Origin of the sequence: Brevibacillus gelatini (assembly GCF_003710935.1) — a bacterium.
Taxonomy (GTDB): domain Bacteria; phylum Bacillota; class Bacilli; order Brevibacillales; family Brevibacillaceae; genus Brevibacillus; species Brevibacillus gelatini.
This window is the reverse complement of record NZ_RHHS01000013.1, coordinates 1-15,216: the sequence shown is the minus strand read 5'-3', so window position 1 is coordinate 15,216 and position 15,216 is coordinate 1. Positions and strand designations below refer to the sequence as shown.

Here is a 15,216-nt window from a genome sequence, read left to right as displayed (position 1 = left end):
CATTAAAAAATATTTAGGAGGAATTTATAATGTCAATTCAAAATGTGAGCGACCGTGAGCGTTATGTACAGGAGCAATTTAATCTATGGAATGAAAAATTTAATATACCATTTGAACATGAGTATGAATTGAAAAAATATTTTGAGTTACAGCATCAATATGATAATACACCAGATGAACATGTTAAGACAAAACGTGAACTACTTGATATGATGAATAAACTAAAATATCACCTTCCTCGATTAAAACCTAAACTAAACAATGAATTATATGAAAAACTTTTGAAGGCATCAGTCACAAGACAACTGGTAGAGATTTATTCTGTAGATAGGTGTACTGGGAAAACTTCAACTTTGATTAAATTTGCTAAAGAATTTGATATTGCCGTAGCCGTTCCATTTAGTGAAATTGCAGAAAAATTAAGAGGGGAATACGGTTATGAAAGAATTTATGGATTAAACGAACTAAAATATAAAAATGAAAGGCAAATTGTTATTGATGAAGGAATTGATATGTATAAATTGCGTGAATTGACAGAGAGTATGAAACTTGAAATTGTTACGGGATTTATTGAGGGCAGGTTTGTTAACGCAAAAAAATTATTCAACAGGTAGACCAATCTAAAATAAAACAAAAAATAAATACATAACTGAGTAATATTCAAAACGGAGGCTATAATTGGGAGGATTATAGCCTCCTGATAACAAAATTTAAACCACTAGGGTGTGATGTACATTATTAATTCAAACATAACTAATTTAATTCAATATAAAAATATCAAACGACAAAGAATTGAAAAAGAATTCGATAATGGTGCATACTTATGGAGTAGGTGTAATAAATGTGGCATTATTAATTTAATTTGCGAAAACGAAATTAATCACTGTAATCAATGCAAAACAGAAATCCTAAGTTTTCTTAGAAAAGCTACAAAAGAAGAAGTGATTGAGTGGTTTTTGAAAACCTGATCAAACAATGATTTTAAAGAGAAAGGATTGAAGTTATGGCTGAATATTGCAGTCAAGACTGTAAAGAAACGGGTGCCATTTGCGATTTCTGCATCCATTACAATTTTAACGGTGACGAGGAAGGTAGCTATACTGGAGATGGCTATTGTAAATTGTTAGATATTTACACAGATCCCCATGATGGCTTTGACTGTGAACATTTCCATTGTTTTAGAATCAAGCAATCTAAATGTAAAAATTATTAGGAGGAAAGTGGGAATGAATCATTTCAAAAATCATTGGATTTTATATCTGTTTGTCATAATAACTTTAATTCTTTCGATTGCATTTCCTGATATAGAAATTACGCTCACTGGTGGTCTTGGTTGGTTTTTGCTTAACACAGTAATATTTATCAGTGCTATTTTGATCATTGTAGGAGTTAAAGGTGGAGAGGTTTCTTATTCTTCAGAAGGGGCAATTCCATTAATCAAAAAATTATTTAATAAGGAGAGGTAAGAATGTTAATTAAAGAAGATTTGCGTAAGAAAATTGAACAACTGTCAAAGGAAATGGACAAACAACTTGAAGCAAGGCATTATGGAGAATACAGTAGGTTGGCTGATATTTATGTGAAGCTGGTTCGGGAATATGAGCTAATGAATAAACCTAAGTTCAATGGTTGGACATATCTTACCAATAACTACACTACAACAGATGCAGTTTCTAAGAATCCTTTGAAATACAGTGAGATTCACTGCAATGAGCCGAGAGCAGAACTATCTGAATAAAAATGTTTTGATGAGGAGTTGATTAATATTAATACATATAAAATTATTGATAAACTTGTAGATATTTGTGTATTCACATTTAATCAAGGTCAAGAATATTGGAATAAGCGCGAAGAAGATATCGCAGATGACATCTGGAAAAGTCATGACAAAATTGTAGACTTAATTGCAGATATACTTGTTTTAGATAAAGAACGTAGAGAAGATTTAATTTGGTATATACAAGAACTTGAAAATCAGAACGTAACTAAGGATGAATTGTTTAAAGAATTTAATATCAAAGAAACGACATCAAGCATTAGCAATTTAACAATTAACGTGAGTGCAAATGCCAATACTTTGGCAAGCGACATTGCCGAAGCAATTAGCAGAGCATTAACTGTTACGGCAGATAAAATTTCAATATAAATTGTATTTGATTTAAAAATATATGGGAGGAATTAATTATGAAATACGGAAATCATGATGTTGTAGATTTAATGATTTTTGATGAAGAAGAAAATCTGGTGGCAAATCTAACGACATTAAAAGAAAGTCATATTCAGATTGATGGAACTCAATCAGGAATGTTTGTCAAAGATGCATTATTAGATCAAGATTTACTTAAGTTTATCGGGAAACAAAATGAACAACCTGTTTTGAGTGATTATCAAAAGATACTGAACTCTGGTCAACAATCAACAACCATTACATTTAATAAAAGCAAATCAAAGAACTGTAAATTAATCGCAATAGGATATTATCGAGATGCAGACACGGAGAATGATGTAAAGGTAATTTATGAAATTCCAAAAGCAAAAGTCATTAACAAACTCTCATTTAATACAAATTCAATAAATGTATCACCACTGGATTTATATTTTCAATTTGAACCATTTAACGAAGAAGGAGATATTATGAAATTGCATATTGAACAGTTAAACAAAGATGTCATTAAGTTTGTGTATGAATCAGGTAGTTCTATTGAAATAGGAGAAGATATTAAAATTAATGCGGCACGGGCCGTCCATATTAATTAAATAAAAGCAGAATTTCGTTCAAATTTTTAACGACTTGACACGCCTCCTTGTACGTGTTATTATATAAATACGTTTACATACACGTATAAGGAGGATAACTTGATGAAAAAAAAGACCGCTACATTTATCCAGCAATTTTTACTTATGAAGAGAGAGGAGTAGCAGTCGAATTTCCCGATTTACCGGGGTGTCTAACTTGTGGCAAAGATGAGGAAGAAGCCATTAAAATGGCTAAAGAAGCAATGGCTTTACATTTATACAGCATGGAAAAGGATAATGACCCGATTCCAGAACCCTCAAATGTGAAGGATATCAACACTGAAGAAAATGAAATTGTTTGTTTAATTGAAGCTTGGATGCCTCCTTTTAGAGATGAAATGGAAAATAGAGCAGTTAAAAAAACTTTAACAATCCCCCAATGGTTAGATGATATTGCAACAGAGAACAATGTGAACTTTTCACGTATATTGCAAGAGGGTTTGAAAAAGTATTTGGGGGTTGACGAGAAGTGACTGATACAGTCACTTCTCTAATTAAATATAAAAATATAGGAAGTGAATTATGAATTCAGCAGACAAACAATACTTAGACCTTGTTCGAAATATCATTGAAAACGGTTATTCAGATGAAGGAGTGTATGTAAGACCGAGATGGGCAGATGGGACACCTGCTTATACAAAAAGCCTTATCTCTTGTAAAATGCAATTTGATAACTTAGAAGTTCCAATCTTAACGACAAAGCAAGTAGCATGGAAAACTGCAATTAAAGAATTGCTTTGGATTTGGCAAATGAAATCTAACAGGATTGAAGACTTACATAAAATGAACGTGCATATTTGGGACGAATGGGAGATTAAAAAAGGTAAGTGGGCTGGCACAATTGGGTCTGCATACGGATATCAGCTTGGGAAGAAGTGTCGTAAAGTTAACGGGGAATTATTAGATCAGGTAGATTATTTACTTTGGAGCCTCAAAAACAATCCTTCACGTAGAATGATTACGACATTATGGGACAAAGATGACCTTGATGAAATGGCATTAACTCCATGTGTATGGAAAACGAACTGGTTAGTAAAAGGACGAAAACTTCATTTAATTGTAGGAATTCGTTCCAATGACATGGCACTAGGGAACCCATTTAACGTATTCCAGTATTCAGTATTACAGAGAATGATTGCTCAAGTAACAGGTCATGAATTAGGGACATTAATCTTTGATATTGATGATGCACATGTGTACGATAGACACGTAGAAGCATTAAAACGACAACTTGAACGTGAGCCATATCCTGCCCCAACACTATGGATCAATCCAGATGTTAAAGATTTTTACGACTTTACCCCCGATGATTTCAAACTCATTGACTATAAATACCACCCAGCTATTAAAATGGAGGTAGCTATTTGATTTCAATTATCACAGCTTTTGACCGAAATCGACTCATTGGCAATAACAACTCATTGCCATGGAAACTACCACGAGATTTAGCCTATTTCAAAGAGAAAACATTGGGTAAAGTGGTAGTACAAGGACGAAAAACTTTTGAGTCTTTAAAGAAACCACTATTTGATCGCACAAATGTTATTTTAACGTCAAGACCGGACTTCCATGTAGAAGGATGTTATGTAAGTCATTCAGTAAAAGATATTTTAGAAAGATACCGAAATGAAGATGAAGTCTTTGTTATTGGCGGCGCTTCTGTTTATAAGCAATTTTTGCCTCATACAAGCAGAATATATATCACATTTGTCGATGCCGAGTTCGAGGGCGATACATACTTTCCTGTTTTTGATATGAATGACTGGGAACTAGTCAGTATGAAAAAAGGAATAAAAGATGAGCAAAACAAACATGATCATACGTTCTTTGTTTACGAAATAAAAAATAAAAATAATAAAACGTATTTACAAACTAGCAAATAGATTGTAAAATGAGTCTACAAGGTAAAACTTGCTAGACTCATTTGCTTTATCGGAGGACTTCATTTCATGACAGCAATGACAACAGGATACGTTCTCAATTTTTTAAAAGATTTGCCAAACAAAGCTAAGGAGGGAGATATATTTTACGTTGACGAAAGTAAATATTATTTTTCAATGCCTGTGTGTTACATATGGGAAAATGGGGAGTGGCATATAGAATACATAACATAATATGTTGTACTCTTTGTTAAGAAGGAGGGGGAGATATTGCACAAAGCATATTTTGATGCTTCTTACAATTGGTCAAATGGAACAGCTACATTAGCATATGTAATCTACAATCCCAAAAAGAAAGCAATTGATAAAGAAATTTTTATTACAACAACTGACGATAGTAACCATGCGGAATGGATCGCATTAGCTAGGCTGTTAAGAAAACTTAAGGAACTTGGTATCAAGAATGTAATAATTTGTGGTGACAATAGAAATGTAATTGACATTGCGAATGGGAGGGGCAAAGGAGAAAGGAATGTAAGCAAGCGAAAAATTATAGAAGAGTATATTCCACACTTCAAAAACATTACCTTTAAGTGGGTAGCTCGAAATGAAAACAATGAAGCGGATCGATTATCAAAAAATAAAAAAGTAAAAGGGGTTAAAAATAAAATTGTAAAAGATACATATATAACAATCCCGAAGATGTTTGATTTTAACTTTAAGTATCGAGAGAAGAAAAAGAAAGTAATTGCAAAGTGAAATTGTATAACATATAGAAAGGAGAAATAAATTGAATCTAAATCAAATAGAGGAATGTGCAATTACCATTGCAAATGGAATCTTTGGGAGCATAGAAACTAAAGAGAGAGTTAAAGATATGATAATGAACTTAATTGCGTCTAGTTGTATTCAATACAGCATAGATAAAAAATTTAAAAAGGAAATTGATTGTTATCTAGCGCTCAGGAAGACACGATAAAATATTAGTTTTAACGAAAAAGGACGTGATACTATAAATAATTTAGAAGCAGAAATCCAAGATATTATTAGACGACTGAGACTATTGCGAAAAGAAGAAAAGAGGCATATTCAAAAAGCCAACCAATCTGCAAATAAACGAAAAAGATTGGAAAAAAGACTTTCTAAATTGCTATAAAAATCAAATTGATTAGAAAGGGGACAATCTATGACAAAAGATAAGTATGTGCTTAATAGAGTGAAAATGGCTATCTATGACAACATAAAACAGAATAAAACAATCGACTCATACATACTAAGTGAACTTATTGAGCAATGGGAGTTTGATTATGATTTACGAGAAGAGTGCCTACAACAAGAGATGCCATAATGTGAACTTTAAACTTAAAAATACTGCCAAATCGGAAATTAAAGGGGCTATGAATAAAATGTATATACTTCTCTTCAGTTCTATGTTTTTATTTTGGGGCTTTGGAATTGGCATTTCTCTAGGATTAATGATCGGTGGACAGTCGAGTGCATTTACTGGAGTCTTTACATGTGTGATATGCATCGCTGGCATGTTAGCCACATATAGAGACTGGTTTAAAGTAATAAAACAAAATAAAAAAAAGAAAAAGTGTATTGATGAAGAATGAACAAGCAATTGGTTTAGTTGCACTTTGCTGATTAACAGCTTACATATTTAAAATATGAATGAGAAAGGATGACAATAATGATTAAACAAGTTTATCTTTGCCGTTATAATCATTCTGACAGCATTTGCAGTTCTTTAGTCACAGACAACCTAGACTATGCATTATCAATTGACGAAAGCCCTAGTCTAGCAACATTTGATGATTTAAAACAACATTTGGCAGCAAGCGGTGAAATATTTCAAGGCTTGCTTAATACATATGAGGGAATCGTAAAATGGATGGAAGTAGAAGATGAACCTGAACTTTCAAAGTATCTTATTATAAAAGAAAATAAAAACATTCAATATCATCTAGTATAAACAAATTCATAAAATTTAAAGTGATAAGAGGTGATTTTTACGGCAAAATTATATTTTAAATATGGACAGATGAATGCATCAAAATCAATTTTGCTATTAACAACTGCGCACAACTATGAAAAATCGGGCAAAAAAGTTATGGTGTTTACTCCTGAAATTGACATTCGCTTTGGCAAGGGGAAAGTTACCTCAAGAGTGGGGGTTAGTCGAGATGCAATTCCAATACAGCCTAAAACCGATGTTTATAGTTTAATAGAAGAAAACATGCCAGACTGTGTATTAGTGGATGAGATTCAATTTGTTGATCCAATACATATTCAACAACTTGCTGAAGTTGTAGATCGGCTTAATATTCCGGTTATTTGCTATGGGTTACTCAAAGACTTTAGAAATCAATTGTTTAAAGGGAGTCAGGCTATATTATGCATGGCAGATAAAATCGAGGAAATCAAAACTGTATGCAGCTATTGTAACCGAAAAGCAACACATATCCTTAAATTTAAAGATGGCATTCCTGTCTACACTGGAAAGGTTATTGAATTAGGCATTGAAGATGTCTACAAGTCTGTTTGTAGACAACATTACAAAAACCCTCCAACAAGGGGTGAATGATAATGGACAGATTTCAATATATTGAAAGTAGTACTTTAAAAGTTGCAAAATGTGCATGCAAAGAAGAAATGCTTGAGGGAGATTATGCATATCAAATCGACGACTATTTAATATGTGACAACAGTGAGTGCTTCAAAAAGCTATGCATTAACCATTTTGGTGCAATTTACGGGAGGTTAAACAAAGAAGGGAACCTAGACTAAGATTAGTCTACTTCATATGCAAAGGAGATGTGTACATTATGTTCATAAAAGTTCCTGCATTTTTAATGGACGATTTAAATTTTGAAAATGGCGACTGGGAAAAGATACAAGCCTTTAACGGTCAATTTATAATAATTAAAACGAAAACTGGCAGAGCAAAAGCCAACAAAAGAGACAGTTTTAAATTCCCACATTATTTTAATCTGTATCAAAACAAAGATATTCATTCAATTATAGGAAGATTGCTTTGAATGACGAGGATGATGATAAATGTTGACAATAAAAAATAAAATCAAATATAACTATAAGAATTTTATTTTGTCTAAACAAAAATTCTTTCTATCTATCAGCCTAAGATTAATAGCAGCATATTCATTTCTGTTTTGTCTTTTTACGATATTTAAATATCATCCGTTGCGCGAACCTATTTGGCTCCCTATTATGTTTGTGATTCTTCTAACATTTAGCATAGTTATTACCACCTTTCAGGATCATGCCTATAAAGGCTATATTCAAAAAAAGAATAAAATAATTCAAGAATACAAAGAAATAATGCTCAAAAACAGCGAAGACAAGTTTACTATTAATGAAATTTATAATATGCTTCCACAATATCTAAAAGATGATTTTATTGAAGCTTTGTATGATTATAATTGCGAAAGGAGTTTTTATGAATCAACAAAACAAGAGGATACTTGCTATAAGTGATATACATGGCATGTACGATCAATTTATCAAATTGCTCGAAAAAGTTAACTATAGCCCAACACAAGACAAACTGATACTTCTAGGAGATTACGTTGACCGTGGCAAGAAAAGCAAAGAGGTTATAGAAAAAATTATTGAACTAGCGAATACATATGATGTGGTAGTTCTTCGAGGGAACCATGACCAAATGTTTTTGGACTGGCTTATCACTAATGATGGAATGAATGAGTTCAACTTCTTTAGAAATGGTGGTCTGCAAACTGTTGAATCGTATTGTGGTTTAGATTTCTTTGATTCAGGCATTGATACTATAAAGGCAAAGAATTTTATTTTAAAACATTGCAAACACCATGTAGACTTCTTAAAGGAGCTTTCATACTTTTACGAAACGAATGATTTCATCTTTGTTCATGCTGGATTAAATCCCAACTATGAAAACTGGCGACTCACACCACATGAGGACATGCTCTGGATTCGTAATTTATTCCATTATCACCCAACCAAAACAGATAAAACAATAGTGTTCGGTCACACTCCATGCATTAACCTTCATGGCAAGCCTAATATATGGTTTGCTGATGATAAGATTGGAATTGATGGGGGAACTGCCTATGGTTATCAATTGAATTGCTTAGAAATTACAGATGGGAAATATACACAGCACTTCATTAGCTCAAAGGAGGATGCAAATGTATAGAGCATACATAGATGGAACCTCACAGTCTGTCGGCAAAAGATCGGCATTGGCATTTACAATTACAGATTGTAAAGACAATATTGAATACCAGCATTATGAATTGCTAGATTGCAATAGAAATTACGCAGTAATAGAAATGATGGCATTCAATAAGATGTTAGAGTGGGCTTTAGAAAATAAAATTAATAAAGTTATAGTATATACTGATTCAAAATATGTATACACCAACTGGCGCAATAACAGATTGTATTCTCTGAACCGCAATAAATTCAAAGTGTTTAATGTAAGACTATTAGGGAATTCAAAAAAGGAATCAAATAGTGGGCGCAATTTAGCTTATGCATAAACTCAGGAGGAAATATGAAAATTTACAAACTTAACAAATATGATTGGGTTCATGATTTTTACTGCTATGAAGGCACAGACCCTGAAAAGGTAGCACAAAAGGCAATCGAGCTATCAACTGAAAGTGGAGATTTTTATACATATCGAATGGAAACATGGGAAAATGGGGAATTGAAATTTCAATTTAGATTCTTTCAAAATGGAAGAGAGCTTACTTCGGATTTGATTAAAGCATTTTTATAATAATCTCAAATCAAAGGAGTGTTGTCAGTAATGAAAAAACAATATATCTGCACAATCGACAATATCAAATTTACAAGCGAACAAGAGCTTATTTCTCATATTAAAAATAACTACATAAAAGAACTAACTGATGAATCATCATTTGATATCTATGATACTTTAAAAAATGCTTTTCCTGACGCTGACATTGATATTGTTGAGAATAACAGTGAAGATATCCATGTAAGTATGTATTTTAAGAATTATGAATCAAATTTAGAATTTAAAATTAAAAAAAATCCAGATTTTGAGGATACTTATTACTACTCTGTGTTTTCAACAGTGGAAGATGCAATTAAATATTTCAAAGATAATTTCATTAAGAAAAGCGAATATTTGGTTCAATGTCTAAAAGAGTATTTTAATTTTGAAAACATAGAGATCACAGGGCTTTTTAATGGTTATGGTTATGGCGATTGCGAAAGTAGCATTCATTTTAAGTTTAATGTTGGTGACAGAGTGGTTCATGATACATATAAATTTGAAGATATTAACACATTTCTTAATAGAATGAAAGGTCATGTGCTAAACGTTGTAGAAGGGGAATTTTTCATTCAGCATGGCGAAAATAGCTCGAAAGATTTCTTTATTAATGGAATCAATGTTGAAGATATGATTACTCGTGCCAAGAAAGTAAGACTGGAAATCATTGAATAAAAAATAGCCTTATCAAAGAAAGGACTGGTAAAGGATTAGTTCAGGGAATGACTTTAGCAAATTAATTTTATTGGAGCGCAGCTATTAAATGATACCATTTCAAAAGTTTTATATCCTGTGTTCACTAGGGATACATAAATGGTCTCTAATTTATGAGAGCAACGAGGAAAGATCTTATGCTTGTAAGAAATGTGGGTATTATAAATGGCTCAAAAAGAGAGATTAAAATGGAGGTATCATGAGTAAGGAATTTGAATTCAATGGCTATGATTGGTCAGAGTTGGCTGAGTGTTGGGGAATTAAAGTAGACGATGAATCTCTTCGAGGGTATAGAGCAGATGAAAGATTAGCAAAAATGATCGTTGATTATATGTATGACAACTTGGAAAATCCACAAATGATTGCCGATTTGAGAAGATTTATTGATGCTTTATGTTATATGGGAAAAAAGTATAATTTTCCTGCCTATCCAATTTGGAAAGGGCTAAAAGAAACAAAAAACAATCTGACCTTGGTTAACTATGTTGGTGATTGTTTAAGAAGATTATGGAATTAATTATATTATTGCTTTACAAGAAAGAGAGGGTTATAAAATGGGTGAAAAGTTAAAAGAGGTGTGCGAGGAAGCAATTCAATCAGTCCAACATTTAATCAAAGAAATAGAACTCCAAGAAAGCTTATTGAAAGAGCAGTTGGCAGAATCTGTTTCAGAATCAATTTTCCTTGAAATCAATAAGGTATTAATCAAAGATGAGGATTATTATTCTAAGCGACAAAGAATTGCATATATAATTGGTCAAATTGTTCATCTAAAAGAATTTAAAGTAAACATTCAAAATCTTGTACTTGAATTACATAATAGATTCACAGCTTACAAAATTCTTTAAAATCCACCTTTGATTCAAAAATAATAAAACACAGGAGGATTAATATGAAAGAAAATCAAACAAAATTAAAACTAATTGCTATCAAGACAAAAGAAAAAGTATTTATCTCAGATAACATCGAAAACTCTTATTATCATACTTCGCGCATTAAGCAGTATCTGTTTGATGGAGTAGAGCCAAAAGAGACGTATCAGAAATCATGGTATGAACTAAAGTCAATTCCTAATAAAGTCGAACGTAGAGTGCCACCTCAAAGGATTAATGAAAGATATGAGTTAAAAGCAGGGTTTCCTGAAAGTGAATTAACTCCAAAAATCATCAATGAAAAATATATAGACGAAGATAGTCCATATGCTGAAGTAATTGGATTATATGAAAAGAAATTTGAACTAACAGAAGAAACTTATGAAGAAATTCCATTTGAGATTAATATTATTGAGGAATTAGATCAGTTTGAAATCACCAAACAAGAGTATGAGCTTAAATATAATTTTCTTGATCTGCTAAATACACACCCCGTATTACTACCTACAAAACCATGTAAAATGACTCGAAAAGATAGTTTTAACATCATTAGAAAATATATTAGAGAAAATATCGATCAACGTTATGCAAAAATTGATGCAGATTATGATTTTGTATTTAGAGTTAAGAAAAAAATTGAACTCTATGAGCCGTTTGAATATGAAGTGAATTTAAATCAGGGAACCAGAAGAAAGCCAAATTTTGTTAAACGTTATAGAAATACAAAAGAAATCACGATATTAGAAATTAGTCCTGATGTTAAAAAGGATTACGAACCTGCTACAGAATTTAGTGGCGAAAATGAACAGGATTTGAAAAATAAAATTAATACATATCTTCAGGAGTTGATTGCGGAAATCAACAGACCATATGTTGAATGTAAACATTGTCAAGGTTACGGAGTTGTTCTAAAGGAGGACAATTAATGAAACCCAGAATTATTAGATTTAAAAAAGATTTTCTTATTAACAAACTTGATCTTCCGCATTCAGCAATTCTCGATGAGATTGTAGGTAATTCACGATGGAGTATTCAACATAAAATCATTTTTGAATATCAAGGGAAGTTTTATCGTGCTTATTACAGCATTGGTGCAACTGAGATGCAAGATGAAAGCCCGTGGGAATATGAAGATGAAGTGGAATGCGTAGAGGTTGAACTTAAAAAGGTTGAAGTATTGAAATGGGTAGACAAGACAGAATAAACTACTCCCCTTTATGAGGTGTTATATGGCCACTATTGGTTTTGGTAAGATGTTGGAGTTAAGAAATAAATGGATTGCAGTATTATCTACATGTGCATTAGAGGGCAATGAACTAACACAAAAAACGCTTGAAGAGATTGAGGGTAAGCCGTTAAACGAACAGATATTGATTATGGCAAAACGGCATCACTTTTTTGCTAATGAGTTATTAAAAGAAATCCAATGAAATTCACAATTCATTTGGAAAGCGAGTGAACAAATGGCTAATACAAAAGACGGTAAAAAGTTTGAACAAAATTGGCGAGACAGTTACAAATCGTCTGAACACTTCTATATGAGACTTCGGGACGGGGCTAAATGGTTGCAAGGCAATAGTTCATCATTTCAATCGGAAAATCCATGTGATGCTATCCAATATAACCCACCATTTCTATGGCTGCTTGAATTAAAAAGCACTAAAGGCGCATCAATCAGTTTCAATCCATACGTAGAAGGTGTAAGTTCACCTGATAAAAAACCTAAAAATAAAAAAACGAATGTCATGATAAAAGCAAATCAGGTTAAGGAACTCAGAGAAGCAGTTAAGTATCAGGGCGTTATCGCTGGATTTGTGGTTAATTTTCGTGAGCGTAAATTGAAAACAAGAATATATGAGAATGAAACATTCTTCATACATATTAATGATTTTTGGGATTTCGCTGTTCGGACGGCTAAATCTGGATTAAGCAGGGAAGATTGTTCTGAGATCGGGATTAGAATTAATCATGAAAAGCTGAGAAGTAATTATAGGTATAAGATTAATGATTTTGTCAATAAGTCATGCAAATTGTTTGTCGAAAAGGGATATTTGGATAAATTGCAACTTCAAAAAACAGCAAAATGGATTGAAACATTAGTTGTTTAACTATTGAATGGGCAAAAATATTAAGGAGGAGAATGAAATGAATAGTTTCTATCTAGGGGAAAACAAATATATATATAAAAGAAATGAAGATGGGACAGTTACCGCAGAATGTGAAAAAACAACAGATGGTTTTCATGTAATCATCACGTTTACAAACAATAGAGAGGATCATATGAACACATTAATGGCAATGAGAAGGTTATATGATAGCGTGATTTAAAATAAAAAAACATTCCACATAATAAAGTGGGGTGTTTTTTTATTTTGTTTATATATGGTATAATATCTTTTGAAGGAGGTCTATGTAAAAGATGAAAAAAAGAGTGTGGGCTTTATATAGAGTTTCAACAGAAAAGCAAGCAATAGAAGACGATATACCAATGCAAAGGAATGCTGTACGAAAATTTGTGCAGAAGAGACCTGATTGGGAATTGCTTGAGGAATTATCTGAATTAGGCGTGTCAGGTTTTAAAAAGAGCGTTCAAGAAAGAGATAAGTTGCAAGTTATTAAGAAAGCAGCAGAAGAAGGAAAATTTGACATTTTGATTGTTTGGAAAGACGATAGACTTGGAAGGAACAAATTTGAAATACCTTTTATGCTTGAATTTTTAAAAAAACAAGGGGTTGAAGTATGGTCAGTAGAAGACGGGATTTTAAACAATAATGAAAAGCATGAAGATAGCCTATTATCATTTTTAAGATTTTGGGTAGCAGAGGGAGAAAGTAAAAAAACTTCAATTCGTGTTTCTGAAGCCCTAAAACAGATGAATGAACAAGGGAGGTGGACAGGAGGTAATATTCCTTTTGGCTATGAAATGTTTGACACAGGAATCAAGCATCCAAAATACGATAAAACCATAAAGGATCTTATGATATCAGAAAATGAATCTAAAATTGTAAAATTGATATTTTATTTAGTTGTTGAAAAAGGTTACGGAGCAGATAGGATTACAAATTTTCTGAATGAAAATAGCTTCTTATCAAAAGATGGAAAGAAATGGCGTAGCAATGCAGTTAGAAGAATTTTGCGTAATCCTATATACATTGGGAGACAGAGATACAACACAGCAGACAAAGATGGAATAAAATTAAAGCCTTTTCGTGAAGATCTAGTAATTATTCCAGAAGATATATTTAACAAAACACAAAAAATACTTGATGTAAGGAATAAAAAAATCAAAATAAATGAACCTATAAATGTACCATCTACTAGTGCCAATCTTCTTCTTTCTGGACTGGCAAGATGTGGGTATTGCGGCTCTAAACTTTATGCAGATTCTAGCACCAAAACAAGAACAAGATTAGATGGAACGAAAGCCAGTTACACGTATTGGAGATATGTTTGTCGGGAATCTCTGCATCACAGAGAAACTCATCCAAAAAGCTACTTCGGTGCAAAAAAATTTGATTACAGAACCGAGAGTGAGATTATTAAGTTATTAAATATAATCTCAAATTCAGATGAGTTTAATAACCTAGTAACAGATGTTTTCGATAGCATATATGAACAAAAACAATTTCAAATAAAAAATCTTGAGAAAGAAAAACAAAACTTAAACTTACAATTAGAAGCCATTAAAAATTTAATTGTAAAAATTGCTTTAGGAGAAAGTAAACTGACAGAAGATTATGTTATGGAACAAATCCGCCTAAAAGAATCTGAAATTGATAATTGTCAAAAATTAATAGATCAATACAAGGCAGAATTAGGCAAGGCTGATGAGCGAAAAAAAGAGATCGATAAACTGAAGAAAGCAATGGAAGAATGGGAGGATAAATACAGAAGAGGAGATCATGATACCAAAAAAATGATGTTGGCTAATGCAGTCAACAGAGTGTATTTTTTTGATAAAAAAATTGATGTAAAACTAAGGACAGAATTTGATGAGATACTTCAAAAGCTTATGAAAACTGGTGATTATTCTATGGGGAAATAGACTTACTCTCACAACACTACCAATAGCAATGGTTATGAAAGTAGGCTTGTCAGTTGGATTAATTTGTTGTCAAAATAGGCTTATTTACACCCCAGTACCATTGCC

28 protein-coding genes are annotated in these 15,216 nt (G+C 32.2%); all 28 read left to right on the top strand.

Annotated features, from left to right (window positions below; translation table 11 throughout):
- Nucleotides 1–29: 29 nt before the first annotated feature.
- The 28 genes from EDM57_RS04315 (at nucleotide 30) to EDM57_RS04180 (ending at nucleotide 15,111) form a co-directional block, all read left to right on the top strand.
- The gene (locus EDM57_RS04315) at nucleotides 30–614 is read left to right on the top strand and encodes a hypothetical protein (RefSeq protein WP_122903542.1); all 585 of its coding nucleotides are present in this window, start codon (nucleotides 30–32) and stop codon (nucleotides 612–614) included.
- A 612-nt stretch (nucleotides 615–1,226) separates the two neighbouring features.
- Nucleotides 1,227–1,466 carry a hypothetical protein gene (locus EDM57_RS04310; protein ID WP_122903541.1) on the top strand — a complete coding sequence of 80 codons (240 nt, stop codon included), beginning with the start codon at nucleotides 1,227–1,229 and terminating at the stop codon, nucleotides 1,464–1,466.
- A 2-nt stretch (nucleotides 1,467–1,468) separates the two neighbouring features.
- Nucleotides 1,469–1,738: a hypothetical protein gene (locus EDM57_RS04305; RefSeq protein ID WP_122903540.1), complete on the top strand. Its 270-nt coding sequence runs from the start codon at nucleotides 1,469–1,471 to the stop codon at nucleotides 1,736–1,738.
- Nucleotides 1,739–1,756: 18 nt separating this feature from the next.
- Nucleotides 1,757–2,146, top strand: coding sequence for a hypothetical protein (locus EDM57_RS04300; RefSeq protein WP_122903539.1), 390 nt, complete (start codon nucleotides 1,757–1,759; stop codon nucleotides 2,144–2,146).
- A 38-nt stretch (nucleotides 2,147–2,184) separates the two neighbouring features.
- Nucleotides 2,185–2,757 carry a hypothetical protein gene (locus EDM57_RS04295; protein WP_122903538.1) on the top strand — a complete coding sequence of 191 codons (573 nt, stop codon included), beginning with the start codon at nucleotides 2,185–2,187 and terminating at the stop codon, nucleotides 2,755–2,757.
- Nucleotides 2,758–2,879: 122 nt separating this feature from the next.
- Nucleotides 2,880–3,269, top strand: coding sequence for a type II toxin-antitoxin system HicB family antitoxin (locus EDM57_RS04290; protein ID WP_122903537.1), 390 nt, complete (start codon nucleotides 2,880–2,882; stop codon nucleotides 3,267–3,269).
- Between the two features lie 49 nt (nucleotides 3,270–3,318).
- Nucleotides 3,319–4,164, top strand: a complete 846-nt coding sequence (gene thyA, locus EDM57_RS04285; protein WP_122903536.1) for a thymidylate synthase — start codon at nucleotides 3,319–3,321, stop codon at nucleotides 4,162–4,164.
- Nucleotides 4,161–4,679, top strand: a complete 519-nt coding sequence (locus EDM57_RS04280; protein WP_122903535.1) for a dihydrofolate reductase — start codon at nucleotides 4,161–4,163, stop codon at nucleotides 4,677–4,679. The genes thyA and EDM57_RS04280 overlap by 4 nt, the downstream gene beginning before the upstream one ends.
- A gap of 66 nt (nucleotides 4,680–4,745) precedes the next feature.
- On the top strand, nucleotides 4,746–4,910 hold the full coding sequence (locus EDM57_RS23115; protein WP_170163370.1) for a hypothetical protein: 165 nt from the start codon (nucleotides 4,746–4,748) through the stop codon (nucleotides 4,908–4,910).
- 36 nt (nucleotides 4,911–4,946) lie between these two features.
- Nucleotides 4,947–5,435: a reverse transcriptase-like protein gene (locus EDM57_RS04275; RefSeq protein WP_170163369.1), complete on the top strand. Its 489-nt coding sequence runs from the start codon at nucleotides 4,947–4,949 to the stop codon at nucleotides 5,433–5,435.
- A 427-nt stretch (nucleotides 5,436–5,862) separates the two neighbouring features.
- Complete coding sequence (locus tag EDM57_RS23110) at nucleotides 5,863–6,024, top strand: hypothetical protein (protein WP_170163368.1); 162 nt, start codon at nucleotides 5,863–5,865, stop codon at nucleotides 6,022–6,024.
- Nucleotide 6,025: 1 nt separating this feature from the next.
- Nucleotides 6,026–6,292: a hypothetical protein gene (locus EDM57_RS04265; protein ID WP_122903532.1), complete on the top strand. Its 267-nt coding sequence runs from the start codon at nucleotides 6,026–6,028 to the stop codon at nucleotides 6,290–6,292.
- Nucleotides 6,293–6,369: 77 nt separating this feature from the next.
- The gene (locus EDM57_RS04260; RefSeq protein ID WP_122903531.1) at nucleotides 6,370–6,651 is read left to right on the top strand and encodes a hypothetical protein; all 282 of its coding nucleotides are present in this window, start codon (nucleotides 6,370–6,372) and stop codon (nucleotides 6,649–6,651) included.
- A gap of 30 nt (nucleotides 6,652–6,681) precedes the next feature.
- The gene (locus EDM57_RS04255; protein WP_122903530.1) at nucleotides 6,682–7,263 is read left to right on the top strand and encodes a thymidine kinase; all 582 of its coding nucleotides are present in this window, start codon (nucleotides 6,682–6,684) and stop codon (nucleotides 7,261–7,263) included.
- A 241-nt stretch (nucleotides 7,264–7,504) separates the two neighbouring features.
- A complete protein-coding gene (locus EDM57_RS04245) occupies nucleotides 7,505–7,717 on the top strand; it encodes a hypothetical protein (protein ID WP_122903528.1) in 213 nt (70 codons plus the stop codon).
- A 19-nt stretch (nucleotides 7,718–7,736) separates the two neighbouring features.
- Nucleotides 7,737–8,174 (top strand): hypothetical protein, encoded by a 438-nt coding sequence (locus tag EDM57_RS04240; protein WP_122903527.1) that lies wholly within the window; start codon nucleotides 7,737–7,739, stop codon nucleotides 8,172–8,174.
- Nucleotides 8,137–8,871: a metallophosphoesterase family protein gene (locus EDM57_RS04235; RefSeq protein WP_122903526.1), complete on the top strand. Its 735-nt coding sequence runs from the start codon at nucleotides 8,137–8,139 to the stop codon at nucleotides 8,869–8,871. The genes EDM57_RS04240 and EDM57_RS04235 overlap by 38 nt, the downstream gene beginning before the upstream one ends.
- Nucleotides 8,864–9,217: a ribonuclease H family protein gene (locus EDM57_RS04230; protein ID WP_170163367.1), complete on the top strand. Its 354-nt coding sequence runs from the start codon at nucleotides 8,864–8,866 to the stop codon at nucleotides 9,215–9,217. Before EDM57_RS04235 ends, EDM57_RS04230 begins: the two co-directional genes overlap by 8 nt.
- 14 nt (nucleotides 9,218–9,231) lie before the next feature.
- A complete protein-coding gene (locus EDM57_RS04225; RefSeq protein WP_122903524.1) occupies nucleotides 9,232–9,459 on the top strand; it encodes a hypothetical protein in 228 nt (75 codons plus the stop codon).
- A 30-nt stretch (nucleotides 9,460–9,489) separates the two neighbouring features.
- Nucleotides 9,490–10,155 (top strand): hypothetical protein, encoded by a 666-nt coding sequence (locus EDM57_RS04220; protein WP_122903523.1) that lies wholly within the window; start codon nucleotides 9,490–9,492, stop codon nucleotides 10,153–10,155.
- Nucleotides 10,156–10,393: 238 nt separating this feature from the next.
- Nucleotides 10,394–10,711 (top strand): hypothetical protein, encoded by a 318-nt coding sequence (locus EDM57_RS04215; RefSeq protein ID WP_122903522.1) that lies wholly within the window; start codon nucleotides 10,394–10,396, stop codon nucleotides 10,709–10,711.
- A gap of 37 nt (nucleotides 10,712–10,748) precedes the next feature.
- The gene (locus EDM57_RS04210; protein ID WP_122903521.1) at nucleotides 10,749–11,042 is read left to right on the top strand and encodes a hypothetical protein; all 294 of its coding nucleotides are present in this window, start codon (nucleotides 10,749–10,751) and stop codon (nucleotides 11,040–11,042) included.
- Nucleotides 11,043–11,086: 44 nt separating this feature from the next.
- Nucleotides 11,087–11,992 (top strand): hypothetical protein, encoded by a 906-nt coding sequence (locus EDM57_RS04205; protein ID WP_122903520.1) that lies wholly within the window; start codon nucleotides 11,087–11,089, stop codon nucleotides 11,990–11,992.
- A complete protein-coding gene (locus EDM57_RS04200) occupies nucleotides 11,992–12,270 on the top strand; it encodes a hypothetical protein (RefSeq protein WP_122903519.1) in 279 nt (92 codons plus the stop codon). The genes EDM57_RS04205 and EDM57_RS04200 overlap by 1 nt, the downstream gene beginning before the upstream one ends.
- 25 nt (nucleotides 12,271–12,295) lie before the next feature.
- Entirely contained in the window at nucleotides 12,296–12,496 is a 201-nt protein-coding gene (locus EDM57_RS04195; RefSeq protein WP_122903518.1) for a hypothetical protein, read from the top strand.
- 33 nt (nucleotides 12,497–12,529) lie between these two features.
- Nucleotides 12,530–13,174 (top strand): hypothetical protein, encoded by a 645-nt coding sequence (locus tag EDM57_RS04190; RefSeq protein WP_122903517.1) that lies wholly within the window; start codon nucleotides 12,530–12,532, stop codon nucleotides 13,172–13,174.
- 37 nt (nucleotides 13,175–13,211) lie between these two features.
- Complete coding sequence (locus EDM57_RS04185) at nucleotides 13,212–13,394, top strand: hypothetical protein (RefSeq protein ID WP_122903516.1); 183 nt, start codon at nucleotides 13,212–13,214, stop codon at nucleotides 13,392–13,394.
- A gap of 91 nt (nucleotides 13,395–13,485) precedes the next feature.
- Nucleotides 13,486–15,111, top strand: a complete 1,626-nt coding sequence (locus EDM57_RS04180; RefSeq protein ID WP_122903515.1) for a recombinase family protein — start codon at nucleotides 13,486–13,488, stop codon at nucleotides 15,109–15,111.
- The last annotated feature ends 105 nt before the right edge of the window (nucleotides 15,112–15,216 follow it).

Bases quoted from the DNA above. Each gene is read 5' to 3' on its own strand.
- EDM57_RS04305 (WP_122903540.1), top strand. From the start codon at position 1,469: ATGTTAATTAAAGAAGATTTGCGTAAGAAAATTGAACAACTGTCAAAG.
- EDM57_RS04215 (WP_122903522.1), top strand. From the start codon at position 10,394: ATGAGTAAGGAATTTGAATTCAATGGCTATGATTGGTCAGAGTTGGCT.
- EDM57_RS04185 (WP_122903516.1), top strand. From the start codon at position 13,212: ATGAATAGTTTCTATCTAGGGGAAAACAAATATATATATAAAAGAAAT.
- EDM57_RS04210 (WP_122903521.1), top strand. From the start codon at position 10,749: ATGGGTGAAAAGTTAAAAGAGGTGTGCGAGGAAGCAATTCAATCAGTC.
- EDM57_RS04205 (WP_122903520.1), top strand. From the start codon at position 11,087: ATGAAAGAAAATCAAACAAAATTAAAACTAATTGCTATCAAGACAAAA.
- EDM57_RS04195 (WP_122903518.1), top strand. From the start codon at position 12,296: ATGGCCACTATTGGTTTTGGTAAGATGTTGGAGTTAAGAAATAAATGG.
- EDM57_RS04310 (WP_122903541.1), top strand. From the start codon at position 1,227: ATGAATCATTTCAAAAATCATTGGATTTTATATCTGTTTGTCATAATA.
- EDM57_RS04220 (WP_122903523.1), top strand. From the start codon at position 9,490: ATGAAAAAACAATATATCTGCACAATCGACAATATCAAATTTACAAGC.
- EDM57_RS04295 (WP_122903538.1), top strand. From the start codon at position 2,185: ATGAAATACGGAAATCATGATGTTGTAGATTTAATGATTTTTGATGAA.
- EDM57_RS04240 (WP_122903527.1), top strand. From the start codon at position 7,737: ATGTTGACAATAAAAAATAAAATCAAATATAACTATAAGAATTTTATT.
- EDM57_RS23115 (WP_170163370.1), top strand. From the start codon at position 4,746: ATGACAGCAATGACAACAGGATACGTTCTCAATTTTTTAAAAGATTTG.
- EDM57_RS04225 (WP_122903524.1), top strand. From the start codon at position 9,232: ATGAAAATTTACAAACTTAACAAATATGATTGGGTTCATGATTTTTAC.
- EDM57_RS04180 (WP_122903515.1), top strand. From the start codon at position 13,486: ATGAAAAAAAGAGTGTGGGCTTTATATAGAGTTTCAACAGAAAAGCAA.
- EDM57_RS04230 (WP_170163367.1), top strand. From the start codon at position 8,864: ATGTATAGAGCATACATAGATGGAACCTCACAGTCTGTCGGCAAAAGA.
- EDM57_RS04190 (WP_122903517.1), top strand. From the start codon at position 12,530: ATGGCTAATACAAAAGACGGTAAAAAGTTTGAACAAAATTGGCGAGAC.
- EDM57_RS04200 (WP_122903519.1), top strand. From the start codon at position 11,992: ATGAAACCCAGAATTATTAGATTTAAAAAAGATTTTCTTATTAACAAA.
- EDM57_RS23110 (WP_170163368.1), top strand. From the start codon at position 5,863: ATGACAAAAGATAAGTATGTGCTTAATAGAGTGAAAATGGCTATCTAT.
- EDM57_RS04245 (WP_122903528.1), top strand. From the start codon at position 7,505: ATGTTCATAAAAGTTCCTGCATTTTTAATGGACGATTTAAATTTTGAA.
- thyA (WP_122903536.1), top strand. From the start codon at position 3,319: ATGAATTCAGCAGACAAACAATACTTAGACCTTGTTCGAAATATCATT.
- EDM57_RS04315 (WP_122903542.1), top strand. From the start codon at position 30: ATGTCAATTCAAAATGTGAGCGACCGTGAGCGTTATGTACAGGAGCAA.
- EDM57_RS04235 (WP_122903526.1), top strand. From the start codon at position 8,137: ATGAATCAACAAAACAAGAGGATACTTGCTATAAGTGATATACATGGC.
- EDM57_RS04260 (WP_122903531.1), top strand. From the start codon at position 6,370: ATGATTAAACAAGTTTATCTTTGCCGTTATAATCATTCTGACAGCATT.